Origin of the sequence: Bacteroides faecis (genome assembly GCF_020091505.1) — a bacterium.
Taxonomy (GTDB): Bacteria; Bacteroidota; Bacteroidia; order Bacteroidales; family Bacteroidaceae; genus Bacteroides; species Bacteroides faecis.
Genome location: NZ_CP081916.1, coordinates 4,399,726 through 4,419,444, shown reverse-complemented (window position 1 = coordinate 4,419,444; position 19,719 = coordinate 4,399,726). Strand labels below are relative to the sequence as shown.

Annotated in this window: 11 protein-coding genes; 10 read left to right on the top strand and 1 reads right to left on the bottom strand. The window is 40.8% G+C overall.

What is annotated here, in order from left to right; all coding sequences use genetic code 11:
- Position 1: 1 nt before the first annotated feature.
- The 9 genes from K6V30_RS17360 (at position 2) to K6V30_RS17320 (ending at position 16,725) form a co-directional block, all read left to right on the top strand.
- Positions 2-2,269, top strand: a complete 2,268-nt coding sequence (locus K6V30_RS17360; protein ID WP_008761664.1) for a RagB/SusD family nutrient uptake outer membrane protein — start codon at positions 2-4, stop codon at positions 2,267-2,269.
- A gap of 226 nt (positions 2,270-2,495) precedes the next feature.
- On the top strand, positions 2,496-4,235 hold the full coding sequence (locus K6V30_RS17355) for a hypothetical protein (protein WP_055270722.1): 1,740 nt from the start codon (positions 2,496-2,498) through the stop codon (positions 4,233-4,235).
- A 73-nt stretch (positions 4,236-4,308) separates the two neighbouring features.
- Entirely contained in the window at positions 4,309-4,977 is a 669-nt protein-coding gene (locus tag K6V30_RS17350) for a DUF3826 domain-containing protein (protein ID WP_055270724.1), read from the top strand.
- A gap of 232 nt (positions 4,978-5,209) precedes the next feature.
- Entirely contained in the window at positions 5,210-6,139 is a 930-nt protein-coding gene (locus K6V30_RS17345) for a glycoside hydrolase family 43 protein (protein WP_055270726.1), read from the top strand.
- 20 nt (positions 6,140-6,159) lie between these two features.
- A complete protein-coding gene (locus tag K6V30_RS17340) occupies positions 6,160-9,489 on the top strand; it encodes an MGH1-like glycoside hydrolase domain-containing protein (RefSeq protein ID WP_055270728.1) in 3,330 nt (1,109 codons plus the stop codon).
- A gap of 47 nt (positions 9,490-9,536) precedes the next feature.
- Positions 9,537-12,389, top strand: coding sequence for a glycoside hydrolase family 78 protein (locus tag K6V30_RS17335; RefSeq protein WP_055270730.1), 2,853 nt, complete (start codon positions 9,537-9,539; stop codon positions 12,387-12,389).
- A 70-nt stretch (positions 12,390-12,459) separates the two neighbouring features.
- Complete coding sequence (locus tag K6V30_RS17330) at positions 12,460-13,797, top strand: glycoside hydrolase family 28 protein (RefSeq protein ID WP_055270732.1); 1,338 nt, start codon at positions 12,460-12,462, stop codon at positions 13,795-13,797.
- Positions 13,798-15,762, top strand: a complete 1,965-nt coding sequence (locus K6V30_RS17325; protein ID WP_055270734.1) for a 6-O-methylesterase — start codon at positions 13,798-13,800, stop codon at positions 15,760-15,762. It abuts the gene before it with no gap.
- 177 nt (positions 15,763-15,939) lie between these two features.
- Positions 15,940-16,725, top strand: a complete 786-nt coding sequence (locus K6V30_RS17320; protein WP_055270736.1) for a patatin-like phospholipase family protein — start codon at positions 15,940-15,942, stop codon at positions 16,723-16,725.
- Between the two features lie 8 nt (positions 16,726-16,733).
- Here K6V30_RS17320 and K6V30_RS17315 read toward each other — a convergent pair whose 3' ends face one another.
- Entirely contained in the window at positions 16,734-17,621 is an 888-nt protein-coding gene (locus tag K6V30_RS17315) for an SDR family NAD(P)-dependent oxidoreductase (protein ID WP_055270738.1), read from the bottom strand.
- Between the two features lie 552 nt (positions 17,622-18,173).
- Here K6V30_RS17315 and K6V30_RS17310 point away from each other — a divergent pair.
- Entirely contained in the window at positions 18,174-19,700 is a 1,527-nt protein-coding gene (locus K6V30_RS17310; RefSeq protein ID WP_055270740.1) for a fimbrillin family protein, read from the top strand.
- Positions 19,701-19,719 lie beyond the last annotated feature (19 nt).

The window sequence follows — 19,719 nt, the reverse complement described above, 5'->3', positions numbered from 1 at the left end:
GATGAAGAAAATAAATAAGTATGGTTCAATTGCATTACTGACCATAACAGTTGCCGTCTTTACAGGTTGTAGTGATCAATTTTTGGAAGACAAAAAATTATATGGAAGTTTTAACGGTACGACTATTTATGAAAATTATGAGTCAGCTGATAACCGTATAGCTTACTTGTATTATATCATGCTGCCGAGTGCGACGGGTGGATCTGATCTGACTGGTTCTATGGGTGATATGCCAAGCACGGGAACAAGTGATCAATATTCGAAATGTACAGAAGAATATGGAGGGATATCAGGTTTGATGAATCCTAATTCTCCTCTAGATTATGAAACTGTTACTGATTATTTTAATCTAGATAACAATTATTCTCCTTGGGTGCGTATTCGTGAGTGTAATGATATGATCGAAGGAGTGATTGGCAGTGAAAGTTTAACTGAACACCAAAAGCAGTTATTGTTGGGACAAGCATTTTTCTTCCGTGCATGGCGTTATTATTTAATGGTAATGATGTATGGTGGTGTACCTATTATTGATAATGTACAAAATCCTATAATTGGAGATAGTGAAGGTATTCATTTGGTAGTTCCACGCTCGTCTACAAAAGAATGTATTGATTTTATTTGCAAAGATTTGCAAACAGCTGCTGATTATCTGCCAGCACGTTGGGAGTCTGAAAATAAGAATTTTGGACGCATAACATCGGGGGCAGCATTGGCTTTAAAAGGTCGTGTGGAATTGTTATATGCCAGTCCGCTTTTTAATAGGGCGGATGATGTTACACGATGGGAAACTGCATATCAAACAAACTTAGCTGCTGTAAAAAAACTGGAAGAAGGTAATTTTGGATTGGCTTATGAAAACAATTCAGGAAAGAATGCAGCAGGTTGGGGAAAGATATTCTCCGATTATATTGGCTCAGAAGGTGGTGGAGGAACTGTTTCTGAGGCAGTATTAGTAACTTTATATAATAATGTATCACCAGCCGAGCACTTACAGCTTGAAAAATGGAATGGATGGGAACATTCTCTTCGCCCAGCTAATGCTGGAGGTGGGGGTGGTATGACTCCCACTGCAGAAATGGTTGATCTTTTTCCAATGGCGGATGGGAAGAAACCAAATGACATGAATGGATCTTATGATTATAATCAAGAACTTTTCTTTTTAAACCGCGATCCAAGATTTTATCGCACTTTTGCGTTCCCTGGTGTAGAATGGAAGTTTGATAGTGATGACTTGAAATCTTTTGGTGAAAAAGGTCAATTACCTTATGGCATTAATGGGTATACTACAGGGAATAATTACAAGTTGTGGAATTATTGTTGGTATGATAATGTAGATGATCGTAATAGTAACTCTAAGTCAGGCTATGCAGCTGATTGTCTAGGTACCAAAAATACGGGGATTTATTTGCGTAAGCGTACAGATGATTTAGCACTCAATTCTAATCCTTTATATATCTTTGAAAAGACTTCAGGTAATGGATTCAGACAGTCTGCTGCTCCATATATGGAAATACGTTTTGCCGAAGTATTATTGAATTATGCGGAGGCTGCTTGTGGGGCAAATCATTTTGACGAGGCAGTGAATGCTCTTAAACGAATTCGTAAGCGTGTAGGATATACAGATAATTGTGGATTAGATCCAGCTATTTTTAATGATCGTGCTAAACTATTTGAGGCTATACTTTATGAACGTCAAATAGAACTTGCTTATGAAGGTAAACGTTTCCACGATGTGCGACGTTGGATGTTATTTGATGGTGGAGTGGGCCAAGAAGCACTGAAATCGACTTGGAAACTTACAGGTTTTAATGGCAATACATGTAACTATTTAGGAGTTGAACCATTGAATGGTCAGAGAAGACATCGGATTGAGGTTTATGCAAAAAATTTTATTGCTGCTAAAAGTAATAATGTCTACAATGAAGATAAAACAATAAAAGAAACCTATGATGAATTATGGAATAAACGTCCGACAGCATTAAGTTTGACTGAAGATATAACTTGTACAGAATCAGCCGATGATGAAATAACATATGCAGATGCAAAGGTAAAGGCATTGGCTCAGTTTTATCAAGAACATTTTAAACGTAAAAATCTTAGTACTGACGGTAATGATGAAACTATTCTTCCAACATTTAAACCTTATTATTATATCTTAGGTTTTAAGAAGAATGCGATGCAAAACAATGTGTCATTAGAACAAAATATAGGATGGGGCGACTATTGGAGAGGTGGAGCTGATGGTACCTTTGATCCTTTGGCAGAGTGAATTCGTTTATCAAAATAATTACTTGATCTGAAGAATGTTCATTCTGAAATAAACCTAAGGACCATTTATCACTTTGATCTTTTGAAAAGAATATTAAGGAATAAGTGGTCCTTTTGTATTTAAAGTTAGAATAGAAAAATATATTATATTTTCTGATTACATATTTCCTTGTTTTACGTCTTATTATTGTATTTTTGAATTAACAATCTCACAAAACCCAATAAAAATGAAGAAGAAACATGTACTTTTAGTAGCTTTTGCAGCTGTAATGTTGACTCCGACCGTTGTATGGGCACAATACCCGCAGATAACTGACGAAGCCAAAGCGAATTATACAAAGATGATGACCGAGGAACGGAAACGTTCTGATGAAGCATGGGAGAAAGCGTTACCTATAGTACTGAAAGAAGCAAAAGAAGGACGTCCTTATATCTCATGGGCTGGTCGTCCCTATGATTTGCCACAAGCTAGAATTCCCTCGTTTCCGGGTGCTGAAGGAGGTGGAATGTATAGTTTTGGTGGTCGTGGAGGTAAAGTAATTACGGTTACTAATCTGAATGATCGTGGTCCGGGTTCATTCCGCGAAGCTTGTGAGACAGGTGGTGCACGTATTATTGTATTCAATGTGGCTGGTATCATTCGTCTGGAATCTCCGATTATTGTTCGAGCACCTTACGTTACTATTGCCGGACAGACAGCACCGGGTGATGGTGTCTGCATTGCCGGAGAATCATTTTGGGTGGATACACACGACGTAGTTGTACGTCATATGAGATTCCGTCGTGGAGAAACAAAAGTATGGCATCGTGATGACTCCTTTGGTGGTAATCCGATTGGTAATATCATGATAGACCACTGTTCATGTACATGGGGACTGGACGAAAATATATCTTTCTACCGTCATATGTATGATCCGAGTGAAGGACAGTATGAGAGCAAAGACGAAAAGCTTGCCACGGTAAATGTAACTATTCAGAATACGATTTCCGCAAAAGCTTTGGATACATATAACCATGCATTCGGCAGTACATTAGGAGGTGAAAACTGTGCATTTATGCGTAACCTTTGGGCTAGTAACTCAGGCCGTAATCCGTCTGTTGGTTGGAATGGAGTATTTAACTTCGTCAATAATGTGATATTTAACTGGGTGCATCGTTCAACTGACGGCGGTGATTATACGGCTATGTTTAACATGATCAATAACTACTATAAACCCGGTCCTGCTACTCCCAAAAACAATACAGTAGGTTGTCGTATCCTGAAACCGGAAGCCGGACGTAGCAAACTGAATTATAAAGTTTATGGTCGTGTATATGCTGATGGTAACGTGATGGAAGGTTATCCGGAAATAACAAAAGATAACTGGAATGGTGGTATACAGATTGAAGGTCAGCCAAATACTGACGGATATACTGAAATGATGCGGAGCTACGAACCGTTTGCAATGCCTTATATTAAAATTACATCTGCCAATGATGCTTATGATTATGTAACGAAACATGTAGGTGCCAATATCCCTTGCCGCGATATTGTAGACGAACGCATTATCGAAGAAGTAAAAACCGGTATTCCTTATTATGACAAGAAAATGGCGAAGGATGCTAACGGTGACCTTACAGGCTTAGCTCCTAAATCAATGGGTGAAGACGGTCAGTTCAGATATCGTCGTTTGCCGAAAGATTCTTATAAGCAAGGTATCATTACTGATATTCGTCAGATGGGTGGTTTCCCCGAATACAAAGGAACTCCGTATGTGGATACGGATGGTGACGGTATGCCGGATGAATGGGAAATTGCTAATGGATTGAATCCGAATGATCCAAGTGATGCTAATAAAGATTGTACAGGTGACGGATATACGAATATTGAAAAGTATATCAATGGAATCAGTACAAAGCACAAAGTAGACTGGAGAGATTTAAAAAACAACTACGATACATTAGCTGAAAAAGGAAAATTAATGTAATCTGCAACCGGTATCGGTATAAGATGCCGGAACTGGGTTTCCTTTTGGCATATGGTATAAAAAATAAGATGAAATGAAAAAGATAGTTTTAATGTCTCTGTTGTTTCTTTGCGGTTGGATATCTGCCGGAGCAGTCGATTTGAACAAAGAGAATCGTGATCCGAAATATGTAGAGTCCATTGTCAATCGTTCGCAGAAAATTGTAGATAAACTAGGACTTACGGATGCGAAAGTAGCCGAAGATGTTTGTAATATTATTGCCAATCGCTATTTCGAACTGAATGATATTTATGAAATACGTGATGCAAAAGTAAAAAACGTTAAGGAATCAGGTTTGACCGGTGATGCGAAAGATGAAGCGTTGAAGGCAGCTGAAAATGAAAAAGATGCAGCTTTGTACCGTTCTCACTTTGCTTTTCCTGCCAGTTTATCTCTCTTTTTGAATGAGGAACAGATAGAAGCCGTAAAAGATGGAATGACTTATGGCGTGGTGAAAGTGACTTATGAAGCTACGCTTGATATGATTCCTTCTTTGAAGGAAGAAGAAAAGGCACAAATCTATGCTTGGTTGGTAGAGGCGCGTGAGTTTGCTATGGATGCAGAAAATTCAAACAAGAAGCATGCGGCTTTCGGTAAGTACAAAGGACGTATCAACAATTATCTGGCCAAACGTGGGTACAATTTGACAAAAGAACGTGAAGAGTGGGCTAAACGTGTAAAAGCACGGGGAGGAACACTGTAAAACCATAGCATGTTGTAAACAAGGAATTTGTGACAAATAAGATACTATAAAAAGAAGTGGAATTCTTTCCCATTATTAAATGGTTAGTTTGTTTGATGGAGGAAAGGGTGGCTCGGAGAGTCGCCCTTTTATCGATTATAAAGAATGATTCTTTATATCTATTTGAGTACAAATCCGGCTTTTTATCGTCTCTGTATAAAGGATATTAGTATAGTGTAAAAGAATCATAGAAATGGGAAAGTTAAAAAATACATTAGCTGCAATAAGCATTCTACTTTTAGCTTCTTGTGGAGGGAATAAAGATTATTATATGTTCACTTCATTTCATGAGCCGGCTGATGAAGGTCTGAGATATCTGTATAGCGAAGATGGAATGTACTGGGATAGCATTCCCAGCGTTTGGTTGAAACCAGAATTAGGGCAACATCGGTTAATGCGCGACCCTTCCATAGTGCGTACACCGGATGGAACCTTTCATTTGGTGTGGACTACCAGTTGGAAAGGTGATTTAGGTTTTGGCTATGCACAGTCCAAAGATTTGATTCACTGGTCGGAGCAACAAATGATTCCTGTGATGGCAGACGAACCTACCACTGTCAATGTATGGGCACCGGAGATTTTTTATGATGACGAAGGTGAACAGTTTATGGTAGTATGGGCCTCTTGTGTGCCCGGTCGTTATGAAAAGGGAATAGAAGAAGAAGAGAACAACCATCGCTTGTACTACATCACAACAAAGGATTTTAAGGCAGTATCGAAAGCGAAAGTATTATATGATCCCGGTTTCAGCTCGATTGATGCTGTGATTGTGAAACGGGCGAAAAATGATTATGTAATGGTACTCAAAGATAACACACGTCCCGAACGCAATCTGAAAATAGCTTTTTCTGGCTCTATGACCGGCCCTTATTCGCCGTCATCACAACCCTTTACCGAGTCGTTTGTAGAAGGGCCGACGGTTGAAAAACTCGGTGATGATTATCTGATCTATTTTGATGTTTATAAGAAAAAAATATATGGAGCTATGCGTACCAGGGATTTTCGGAATTTCACGGATGTCACCGAAAGCGTAAGTGTGCCTGTCGGACATAAGCATGGAACTATCTTTAAAGCTTCGGAATCTGTTGTTAAAACATTGCTGGAAGAAAGCAAGAAGAAATAAACTAAAACCTGAAATAAATCATGAACAACTTAACGAAGATTCTTTTTGTATTGGCTACCGGATGGCTGACAAATACCATTCAAGCACAGTCCCCGCAAGACAGAATCCATTACACAGGAAAGGAATTGTCGAATCCCGCTTATCATGACGGACAACTGTCTCCGGTAGTAGGAGTACATAATATTCAACTGGTACGTGCCAACCGTGAACACCCGGATACGTCGAACGGTAACGGATGGACTTATAATCATCAGCCTATGTTGGCCTACTGGAACGGTCAGTTCTATTATCAGTATCTGGCAGACCCTTCGGATGAGCATATACCACCTTCCCAAACATTCCTGATGACCTCAAAAGACGGTTATCAATGGACAAATCCGGAAATAGTATTCCCCCCTTACAAAGTGCCGGACGGATATACTAAAGAATCCCGCCCTGGTATGCAGGCAAAAGATTTGATCGCTATCATGCATCAACGTGTAGGCTTTTATGTATCTAAGTCGGGCAAGTTGATTACAATGGGAAATTATGGGGTAGCCTTAGATAAGAAAGATGATCCGAATGATGGGAACGGCATAGGTAGGGTAGTGCGTGAGATTAAGAAAGATGGTTCGTTTGGTCCTATCTATTTCATTTATTACAATCATGGTTTTAGCGAGAAGAACACCGATTATCCTTATTTCAGGAAGAGCAAAGACCGTGAGTTCGTCAAGGCCTGCCAGGAGATTCTGGATAATCCGCTCTATATGATGCAATGGGTGGAGGAAGCTGACCGTGAAGATCCGATCATTCCACTAAAAAAAGGCTATAAAGCGTTCAACTGCTATACATTGCCCGATGGCCGTATGGCAAGTCTCTGGAAACATGCATTGACTTCTATCAGTGAAGATGGAGGACATACCTGGGCAGAACCGGTGCTTCGTGCAAAAGGGTTTGTCAACAGTAATGCAAAAATCTGGGGACAACGTCTGAGCGACGGTACTTATGCTACTGTTTATAATCCTTCGGAATTTCGCTGGCCGTTGGCTATTTCGTTGAGTAAAGACGGACTGGAATATACTACATTAAATCTGGTACATGGTGAAAATCCTCCCATGCGCTATGGAGGAAATTATAAATCGTATGGTCCTCAATATCCCCGTGGTATTCAGGAAGGAAACGGAATACCTGCAGATGGTGATTTGTGGGTTTCATATAGCGTGAATAAAGAAGATATGTGGATTTCCCGTATTTCTGTTCCGGTAGAGATCAATGCTTCCGCACATGCAGATGATGATTTTTCGAAATTCGGTTCAATGGCTGAACTAGCTAATTGGAATATTTATTCTCCGGTTTGGGCTCCGGTTTCTTTAGAAGGAGAATGGTTGATTTTACAGGATAAAGACCCGTTTGACTATGCGAAGGCAGAGCGTAAGATTCCGGCTTCTAAAGAATTGAAAGTTTCATTTGATCTGTTGGCCGGACAGAATGATAAAGGTATACTTCAGATTGACTTTTTAGATGAAAACAGCATTGCTTGTTCGCGGCTTGAGCTAACTCCGGACGGTATTTTCCGTATGAAAGGTGGCTCACGGTTTGCAAATATGATGAAATATGAGGCAGGGAAGACTTATCATGTAGAAGCAGTTCTTTCGACTGCAGATCGTAATATTCAAGTGTATGTAGATGGTAAGAGAGTCGGTTTGCGTATGTTTTATGCTCCGGTAGCGACTATTGAACGAATCGCTTTCCGTACGGGAGAGATGCGTACATTCCCGACCGTAGATACTCCTGCCGATCAAACTTACGATTTACCCAATGCAGGTGGGCAGGAACCGTTAGCGGAATATCGCATTGCCAATGTGAAGACTTCCTCCACAGATAAGGACGCTTCTTCCGCTTTTTTGAAATATGAGGACTTTAGTCATTATGCTGACTATTTCAATGGCATGGAAGATGAGAATATTGTTCAGGCCATTCCCAATGCCAAGGCTTCGGAATGGATGGAAGAAAATATTCCTTTGTTTGAATGCCCGCAACATAACTTTGAAGAAATGTACTATTATCGTTGGTGGTCATTGCGTAAGCATATCAAGGAAACTCCTGTCGGATATGGCATGACCGAATTTCTGATTCAGCGGTCTTATTCGGACAAATATAATCTGATAGCCTGTGCTATCGGACATCATATTTACGAGAGCCGTTGGTTGCGCGATCCGAAATATCTGGATCAGATTATACACACATGGTATCGTGGCAATGATGGCGGGCCGATGAAGAAAATGGATAAGTTCAGTTCATGGAATGCGGATGCCATACTTGCGCGCTATATGGTGGATGGTGATAAGGATTTCATGTTGGATATGGCGAAGGATCTGGAAACAGAATATCAGCGTTGGGAACGTACGAATCGTTTGAAGAACGGACTGTATTGGCAAGGTGATGTACAAGATGGTATGGAAGAGTCCATCAGTGGAGGACGGAAGAAAAAATATGCCCGTCCGACAATTAACAGTTATATGTACGGTAATGCAAAAGCTCTTTCGCTAATGGGAATTCTTTCCGGTAATGAAGGAATGGCTATGAAATACGGCATGAGAGCGGATACATTAAAGAGTCTCGTGGAGAACGATTTGTGGAATACACGTCATCAGTTCTTTGAGACTGTGCGTATTGATTCTTCTGCCAATGTGCGTGAAGCAATCGGGTATATCCCATGGTATTTCAATTTACCGGATACAACGAAGAAATATGAAGTTGCCTGGAAAGAGATTATGGATGAAAAAGGATTTTCTGCTCCTTATGGATTGACTACGGCAGAACGCCGTCATCCGGAATTCCGCACGCGTGGAGTCGGCAAGTGTGAGTGGGACGGAGCTATCTGGCCGTTTGCTTCTGCACAGACATTGACTGCAATGGCTAATTTCATGAATAACTATCCGCAGACTGTTTTATCTGACAGTGTATATTTTCGTCAGATGGAATTGTATGTAGAGTCGCAATATCATCGTGGCCGTCCGTATATTGGCGAGTATCTGGATGAAGTGACCGGTTATTGGCTGAAAGGCGATCAGGAACGGAGCCGGTACTATAACCATTCTACATTCAATGATTTGATGATTACCGGATTGATTGGACTTCGTCCCCGTCTGGATGATACGATAGAAGTAAATCCGCTGATTCCGGCTGATAAATGGGACTGGTTTTGTCTGGATAATGTTTTATATCATGGGCACAATCTGACGATTCTTTGGGATAAAAATGGGGACCGTTACCATTGCGGAAAGGGATTACGTGTTTTTGTGGATGGGAAAGAGGCAGGACATGCGGATACGTTGACAAGACTTGTTTGTGAGAATGCTTTGAAATGATAGATTCAGACACGGATTATTATTTATAACATATTGAAAACCAGATAATGATTTTAAGAAAATATCTTCTTCTTATTCTTTGCCTGCCATGTTTCGTACAAGCGAAGAATATAACAATCAGTCGCCTGACTTGTGAAATGCAGGAAGGGTTAGTAGTGGTTGAGGGAGTGCCCCGTTTGGGATGGGTGATGGAATCACCTGAAAACGGAACACAACAATCGGCTTATGAAATAGATATTCGGGAGGCTCTTACCGGCCGTTCTGTGTGGAACAGTGGAAAAGTAAACTCTTCACAGAGCCAGTTGGTATCCATTGAAGGAGCGGATATTCGCTCTGGCAATCTACTCAATTATATTTGGCGCGTACGGGTTTGGGACGAATCTGGTTCACCCTCACAATGGAGCTCAGATGCTAAATTTCGTTCAGTTCCTGACTGCTTTTCTTCCAGGAAATGGATTGGGGCTATTACTCGTCAGGATGCCCACTTGCCGGAAGGTCGTAAGTTTCATGGTGGCGAATTGAAAAAGCCGGAGGTAAAAGCGGCTTGGGAAGCGGTGGATACACTAGCCAAGAAGAGCATTTATTTGCGGAAAACATTTGAGTTGGGAGATATAAAGGGAGGTAGTGCCGGTCGTAAAACAAGCAAGAGGATTGTAGAAGCGACAGCTTACGTATGCGGACTGGGATTCTATGAGTTTTCGTTAAATGGCAAGAAAGTAGGTGATAGTGAGTTTGCTCCGCTTTGGAGTGATTATGATAAAAGTGTTTATTATAACACGTATGATGTGACAGAGTTGTTGCAAAATGGTGAGAATGCAGTTGGAGTTTTATTGGGGAATGGATTCTATAATGTACAAGGGGGACGTTATCGTAAGCTACAGATTAGTTTTGGTCCTCCCACGCTCTTATTTGAGTTAGTTGTTAATTATGAGGATGGAACACATACGGTCATCCATTCTGATAATGGCTGGAAATATGATTTGAGTCCGATAACCTTCAACTGTATTTATGGAGGTGAGGATTATGATGCGCGTGGAGAACAGAAAGGATGGAACCAAGTTGGGTTTGATGATAGTGATTGGCGTCCGGTAGTAGTTCAGGAGGCTCCGAAAGGAATACTTCGCCCACAAATGGCACGTCCGGTGAAGATTATGGAACGGCACAACATTCAAAAGGTCACAAAACTGAATGATGAGCAAGTTGCCTTGGCTTCCAAATCTACGAAACGAGTGGTAGCCCCTTCTGCCTTAGTCTTGGACATGGGACAGAATCTGGCTGGTTTTCCCGAAATAACAGTACGTGGTAAACGCGGACAAAAAGTGACTCTGATAGTCGCCGAGGCGTTAACGGAAGAAGGTGCTTGTAACCAACGTCAAACAGGACGCCAACATTACTATGAATATACATTGAAAGGTGAAGGAGATGAAACTTGGCATCCTCGTTTCTCTTATTATGGTTTCAGATATATTCAGGTGGAAGGTGCTGTCTTGAAAGGACAGAAGAATCCGCATCAATTGCCGGTATTGAAAAACATTCAGTCCTGTTTCGTTTACAATTCGGCAAAGAAAGTTTCTACATTTGAATCATCAAATCAGATATTCAATGCTGCTCATCGCTTGATAGAGAAGGCAGTACGTAGTAATATGCAGTCTGTGTTTACGGATTGTCCGCACCGGGAAAAACTTGGTTGGCTGGAGCAGGTGCATCTTAATGGTCCGGGATTATTATATAATTATGATCTGACTGCTTATGCTCCGCAAATTATGCAGAACATGGCTGATGCGCAGCACTCCAATGGAGCAATGCCGACAACAGCCCCTGAATATGTCGTTTTTGAAGGTCCGGGTATGGATGCTTTTGCCGAATCGCCGGAGTGGGGAGGTTCTTTAGTTATTTTTCCATTTATGTATTATGAGACTTATGGAGATGATTCGCTGATCAGAAAATACTATTCCAATATGCGTCGTTATGTGGATTATCTCAAAACTCGTGCAAATAATGGAATCTTATCTTTCGGTTTGGGTGACTGGTATGATTATGGAGATTTTCGTGCGGGATTCTCACGGAATACACCTGTTCCATTAGTGGCTACCGCACATTATTACATGACCGTTATGTATTTGGTAAAGGCTGCCGGAATGGTAGGTAATGAATTTGATGTTCGTTATTACAGCTCTTTAGCCCATGATATTATGGTAGCCTTTAATAAATGTTTCTTAGATAATAATACCGCACAGTATGGTACGGGAAGTCAATGCAGTAATGCACTTCCGTTGTTTCTTCATTTGACACAAAGTGCAGGAGAACAAGGTGTTTGTCAGCCGGATACAAATTTGAATAAAAAGGTGCTTTTCAATCTGATTAATGATGTAAAGGCACATGGAGATCGTCTGACAACCGGGGATGTGGGCAATCGTTATTTGATTCAGACATTAGCCCGTAACGATCAGAATGAACTTATTTATAAAATGTTTAATCATGAAGAAGCTCCCGGTTATGGTTTTCAGTTAAAATTTGGGGCAACTACTCTGACAGAACAATGGGACCCGCGTCAAGGCTCTTCGTGGAATCATTTTATGATGGGGCAGATTGATGAATGGTTCTTTCGTTCATTGGTTGGAATTCGTCCATATACGGTATTATCTGCCTCCTTGGAAGGAAAAGATGATTCAATGCAGGGCTACCGGAAATTTATCATTGCTTCCCAACCGGTAGGAGACTTGAAATATGTCAAATCATCATACGAAACCCTTTATGGTACTATTGTAGTAGAGTGGACTCGGCAAGAGGATGCATTTACCTTAAATGTGTCTGTTCCGGTGAATACAACGGCTGTCGTATATCTTCCGGGAGAGAAGGAACCCAAGGAAATACAAAGCGGAATGTATAAGTTTGACTGATAATACCTATATTTAGGCACGAATTTCTTGAATGGAAATGATGAAGAAGTATTCTTTAATATAATAGATTATGAATTTACGAACAACTCTTTTGGCATTCCTGTGCCTTTGTGCAGCCACTGTTCTTCATGCCGAACGTGTAGACATGTTGAAAATCGGTGCAAAGGCAAATGGCAAAGTTCTTAATACAAAGTTGATCAACACTACGATTGACCGTCTGAACCGTAATGGTGGAGGAACCCTTTTCTTTCCGGCGGGAACTTACCTGACAGGAAGTATCCGGTTGAAAAGTAATATAACCTTGGAGCTGGAAGCTGGTGCCACGTTACTTTTCTCAGATAACTTTGATGATTATCTTCCTTTTGTGGAAGTCCGTCACGAAGGAGTGATGATGAAAAGTTTCCAACCTTTAATCTATGCAGTGGATGCAGAGAATATTACGATCAAGGGCGAAGGAACTTTGGACGGACAAGGTAAAAAATGGTGGATGGAGTTTTTCCGGGTCATGATTGACCTGAAAGATAACGGTATGCATGATCTGAATAAATATCAGCCTATGTGGGATGCAGAGAATGATACTACGGCCATTTATACTGAAACAAATAAGGATTATGTAAGCACATTGCAGCGACGTTTTTTCCGTCCTCCGTTCATTCAGCCTGTTCGTTGTAAGAAGGTAAAGATTGAGGGAGTGAAAATTGTCAATTCCCCTTTCTGGACTGTAAACCCGGAATTCTGTGATAATGTGACTATCAAAGGAATTACGATTGATAATGTTCCTTCTCCTAATACAGATGGCATCAATCCGGAATCCTGCCGGAATGTACATATCAGCGATTGTCATATTTCAGTAGGTGATGACTGTATTACGATTAAATCGGGAAGAGATGCACAAGCCCGACGTTTGGGAGTACCTTGTGAAAATATCACTATAACCAATTGTACAATGCTTTCCGGGCATGGTGGTGTTGTTATTGGCAGCGAAATGAGTGGAAGTGTGCGTAAAGTGACTATTTCCAACTGCGTGTTTGACGGGACTGAGCGAGGTATCCGCATTAAGTCAACTCGTGGAAGGGGAGGAGTCGTTGAAGATATTCGTGTCAGCAATATTGTGATGAGCAATATCAAGCAAGAAGCTGTCGTTTTAAACTTGAAATACAGTCCGATGCCGGCAGAACCGAAGAGTGAACGCACCCCAATCTTTCGTAATGTACATATCAGTGGGATGACTGTTACAGATGTAAAAACACCGATAAAAATAGTCGGATTAGAAGAAGCTCCGATATCAGATATTGTATTACGTGATATCCATATTCAGGGAGGAAAGCAGAAATGCATCTTTGAAGATTGTGAACGCATTACGATGGATGATGTGATTGTCAATGGTGAGGAATTAAAACTTAAATAAATGAAACGGATACTTTTCACAATGCTGCTTGCCGCATCCCTTTCGGCAGAGGCGCAAACACAAAGATATGAGACGGAATTTGCCCGTCCCTTAAATGAAGTTCTGACGGATATTCAAAACCGTTTTGGAGTCCGCTTGAAATACGATATTGATACAGTAGGCAAAGTATTGTCTTACGCTGATTTCCGTATTCGTCCTTATTCAGTGGAAGAGTCGCTGACAAATGTACTTGCACCTTTTGACTACAAGTTTGTCAAGCAGAAGGGAAATATGTATAAGTTGAAAGCTTACGAATATCCCCGTCGGACGGATGAGGATGGGGAAAAGATGTTGGCGTATCTGAACACCCTTTATGCTGATAAGCAAACATTCGGATTGCGTACGGATTCTTTGAAGAAAGAAGTCCGTCAGCGTTTGGGCATTGATGCTATGTTGGCCCAATGTGTTAAGTCGGAGGCTATTCTCTCGAAAACACGAAAGTTTGATGGCTATACTGTACAGAACTTTGCACTTGAAACACTTCCCGGATTGTATGTCTGCGGCTCTATTTACACCCCTCAATCAAAAGGGAAGCATGCACTGATTATATGTCCGAACGGACATTTTGGCGGTGGACGTTATCGTGAGGATCAGCAACAGCGCATGGGCACTTTGGCCCGTATGGGAGCTATTTGTGTGGATTATGACTTATTCGGATGGGGAGAATCTATATTACAGGTTGGCAGTGCGGCGCATCGTAGCAGTGCGGCGCATACTATTCAGGCGATGAATGGTTTGCTGATTCTTGATTATATGCTTGCTTCCCGGAAAGATATTGATACCGGTCGTATCGGAGCGAATGGTGGTTCCGGTGGTGGTACACATACAGTGTTACTAAGTGTATTGGATGATCGTTTTACGGCTTCTGCTCCGGTAGTGAGCCTGGCTTCCCATTTCGACGGGGGATGTCCCTGCGAAAGTGGCATGCCTATTCAGCTCTCGGCAGGAGGCACTTGTAACGCAGAATTGGCTGCGACATTTGCTCCGCTTCCACAACTGATTGTTTCTGATGGCGGAGATTGGACAGCCAGTGTTCCTACGTTAGAATTTCCTTATCTGCAACGTATTTATGGTTTCTACCATGCAAAGGATAAGGTTACAAATGTACACCTTCCCAATGAGAAACACGATTTTGGCCCGAATAAACGAAATGCTGTTTATGATTTTTTTGCCGATGTGTTTCATTTGGACAAGAAGAAACTGGATGAAAGTAAAGTTACTATTGAACCCGAAGCTGCCATGTATAGTTTTGGAGAGAAGGGAGAGCTATTACCGGAGGGCGCCATTCGTTCTTTCGATAAAGTAGCAGCTTATTTTGACAAGAAAGTATTTGCCAGACTAAACTCGGATACTTCTCTTGAAAAGAAAGCGATGGACTGGGTAGCCTCACTGAACCTGAATGACGAGAGTAAAGCCGGATTTGCAATTACTACTATTTACAATCATCTGCGTAAGGTTCGCGATTGGCACAATGACCATCCTTATACCACGATTCCTGCCGGCATCAATCCGTTGACAGGCAAACTATTGAGTAAACTTGACCGTGAAATGATTGCTGACTCTGCTATGCCGAAAGAGATACATGAAAAGTTGATGAAAGACTTGCGCAGGGTATTGACAGAAGAACAGGTGGAACAGATCCTTGATAAATATACTGTTGGAAAAGTTGCATTCACTCTAAAAGGATATCAGGCTATTGTACCTGATATGACGGAAGAAGAAACAGCATTTGTCCTGGAACAACTGAAGCTGGCTCGTGAGCAGGCTATTGACTACAAGAACATGAAACAGATTTCTGCTATCTTCGAAATCTATAAAACTAAATGCGAACAGTATTTTAACGAACATGGGCGTAACTGGCGCCAGATGTTTAAGGATTATGTGAATAAAAGGAACGCAGAGAAAAAGGCACAGGGAAAGAAATAAACCTTAGTTAGGAATAAGAGATAATCATATAATGTACATTAAGAGCGGCAATACCTTTGGAAAAAGAGGATTGCTGCTCTTGGTGTATCATACATTATGTGAAAAATAGAGTTAGCCGGACATCTTTTTCGCAGGAAATGTGTTAATTTGTAGACAACTAACAGAAACGTATAGTATATGAATAAGCAAAAAGTCGCATTAGTACTTTCTATGGGTGGTGCACGGGGTATTGCACATATTGGAGCCATCGAAGAATTGCTCCGTCATAATTATGAGATAACTTCTATTGCAGGAAGTTCAATGGGAGCGATGGTAGGAGCGATGTATGCTTCGGGAAAGATGGAGGAGTGTAAAGAATGGTTGTATAGCTGGGATAAGCGTAAAATGTGGGAACTGGCCGACTTAACCTTAAGTCGGGACGGGCTGGTAAAAGGTGACCGCTTCATTAAAGAATTAAAACAGATCATTCCGGATATGAATATCGAAGACCTGCCGATTCCTTATGTGGCAATGGCTACGGATATTGTATGTGATCAGGAAGTAAGGTTTGACAGAGGAAGTCTGCATGAGGCCATCCGGGCATCCATTTCTATTCCGATGGTTTTCCGTCCGTTGCGGAAAGATGGTATGGTATTGATTGACGGGGGAATTTTAAATCCTCTTCCGTTGAAGCATGTGCATCGTACTGAAGGAGATATTCTGATTGCAGTGGATGTAAATGCCCCGATTGATTGTGGCAAGAAAAAGAAGATGAGTCCTTACAATCTATTGACAGAATCCTCAAGAATGATGATGCAACAAATCACCCGTTACCAGATAGATCGTTGTCAACCTGATATTTTGATTGAGATGTCCGGCAATGCTTATGATATGCTTGCATTCAATCACGCAGCTTCTATTGTGAAAACCGGGGTTGAAGTTACCAAAAGTGCATTGAATAGAATCGGTAGAAAGGAGTCATAAGCCTTTATCTATTCTGTATATATCATCTTTTTACTCATTCCTCCGTCAATAGTGATATTCTCGCCATTGATAAAGTCATTCTCATCCTGACAAAGGAATAGGCACATACGTGCGATATCTTCGGGTTTGCCTACCCGCTTGGAGGGATGCTGCATATGGTCTTCCGGTCGGAGTTGATCATAATTTTGTGTTTGTATCCATCCCGGAGCAATGGAATTTACAGTAATATTCCATTCTGACAGTGATGTTGCCAATGCATGTGTAAGCGAATAAATGCCACCTTTTGAGGCAGCATAGCCTTCACTTCCCGATTCGCTCATCAGATATCTTGTAGAGCAAATATTGATAATTCTTCCATATACATTAGGAGTGGACAGACCTTTACGATGGATAGCGAGTGCACGTGAGGTGATGAAAACCGGACGCAGATTGATAGACAGGATTTTGTCGAAATCTTCCACGCTTGTTTCTGTGATAGGAGAGAACTTGCTGATACCTACGTTGTTGACTATAATATCGATATCTCCCCATTCTTTCAGAATATGTTGCATACAACTTTCAAGTGCATCTTTATCACTGACATCGACCGGATAGAATGTAGCTCCGCTATTTTGAGCTATTTGTTGTCCTGCTACTTCGTTAATATCACAGAAAGCGACTTGATGCCCGGCTTGGCAGAAAGATGCTACGATAGCCTTGCCGATACCTTCAGCTCCGCCTGTAACGAACACCCTTCTTTTCAAGCAGTTCGGCTTTGAAGTAATTACAGTCGGTTGTTCTGATTTTATCTGGTTAGTTGATGGCGATTTCTTTTTACCATATTTTTGCGCTTGTTTCCAAGCTGCTTTTCTCGCCTCGTATTGCTCTTGCTGTCTTTCTATATAATTGTCTGCCATGAGTTCTTCATTTTTAAATCTGAGGAACAAAAATAATATATTTATTCGAAAAGGCAAAATTACTCAAGAGTCATTATAATGGCTGCTGAAAATCAGTGCTTTGAAGAAAAATGAGCAACTTTTAACCTTAAAGCTAAGCATAATAATATCCCTTGCTTGGGTTGGTGTTATATTATGAATATGAATAAGTAATTCCCCAATAATCTAGAACATTGATGTTTACATTATCATTGATCATGAATTTGATAACTTTATAACGCCGGACTTCTGAGGAAATAAACCTTATAATGATCTGTTTTTTTATATTATCTAGAGATTTCTATTGGCAGGTAATTAAAATATGAGACTTTTTTACTTGCACATAGTGTTAAAAATATCAAACTGTTAGTGGTTATGAATAATGTTAAACGTCTTAAAAACAGTTCTAGCTTCTGATATCGAGAGGAATTTCATATTAGGTAGTACTCTTTATAATGACCATGCAAAGAACATGTCGGATAAGAATTCTACCCGTGTCATCTTGACTTTTTAATAATATATAGAAAAAAGAGTATGAAAAAGAATTTGAAGTATTTGTTGTTGCTCTCGTTATTATCCTTCATGGCTTGCAATGGTGATGAAAAAATAGATTCGGGTATGGTGCAGCAAGACGGTGAAGCATTGCAACTGAATGTTCGTGTTGGTGATTTTGCTATTAACGATATCTCCAATATTCGTGTCACGGATAGCGGAAGTGCAACCACTTTCGAAAATGGGGATCGTATCGGTGTCATTGTGCTGGATGCAGATAATAATGTACTATCCGACAACATACCTTACAAATATGATGGTAGCATTTGGAGCTTCGACAGCAGCAATGGTGAAGGAAAAACAGCCATATACTACGACAATAAAGCCACGGTTTACTTTGCCTACTTTCCGTATAGTAAGGAAGCGGATAATGTGATTAACATAGATGGTCTAAAAGGAATATTCTTACCGGAGGGTGATCAACGCAGCAAGGATGCCTACCGTGCTTCCGATTTGTTGGTATGGAGTGACACGAGTGGTAGACCGCTAAAAAAATTAGATATACTATTTGAACATGCTTATTCCTTACTTTCGTTGTCTCCTTCCATAAAATGCAAAATTAAAGGAAGGAGGGACTTTACTTATGTTCCTTCTTCCATTAGTGATGTGAGTTTCAATATCGGAACTGAGTCTCTTTTCCCTTACCAGGTGAATGACGGCAGTTATCAGGTAATTATTTCTCCGAAAAGGGCAAAGGTTCATTGGCTTTATGGATATAACAAAGAGATGTATAGTGGTGCGATGCCCTATACAGATTTATCTGCCAATACCTGTTATACATTTACCCCGATTTTAAAAGATATAGGTGATTATACATTGGATAAAGTTCAAATGGGCGATTTTTATTGCAAGGATGAAAGTAATAACGGCTATTTGATTCCCGGCGATGTTACTGCTCTTTCCGCAGATATGGACTGCTTGGGTATCGTTCTGAAGTCGGGTAAAGACAGTGGAGGCGAATGGGTAGATTATTGTAAATACAAACAGAAAGATGGTATAACAGAGATGCATACCGTGCATGGTTACGTTCTTGCGCTTTATGATGCCAATGGAGGAAATGCTTGTACATGGGGGCTTTGGAGTCTTGCTGCTATAGACAGCGGTGAGCCGAGTATCGGTTTCTACGGTTATAAGAATACACAAAGAATCATTTCGTTTGCAGAAAGTGAGAATAGAACTTTAAAGGATGTTTTTCCCACTGTCTATTGGATAACGGATGGTACGGAAGGCTATGAATATAGTTATCCTGCCCCTGCGAATAGTAGTGGCTGGTTTTTACCCTCGCTAGGTCAATGTTGGTATTGGATGTACAATAAGGCTAATCTTTTATCCGCTATCAAGAAAGCTACTGGGGATAATGACTATGGGTGGAAATTGGGGTATTGGTCAAGTTCGGAGGACGGCTACGATCCGTTTCTCAACGCATACTATGCCGACACCTACGTCGGTGCCATGGATTGGGACTATAAGATCAGCAAACTTTATGTCCGTGCGTGTCTTGTTTTTTGATTTGTGGTGTATGCTATTT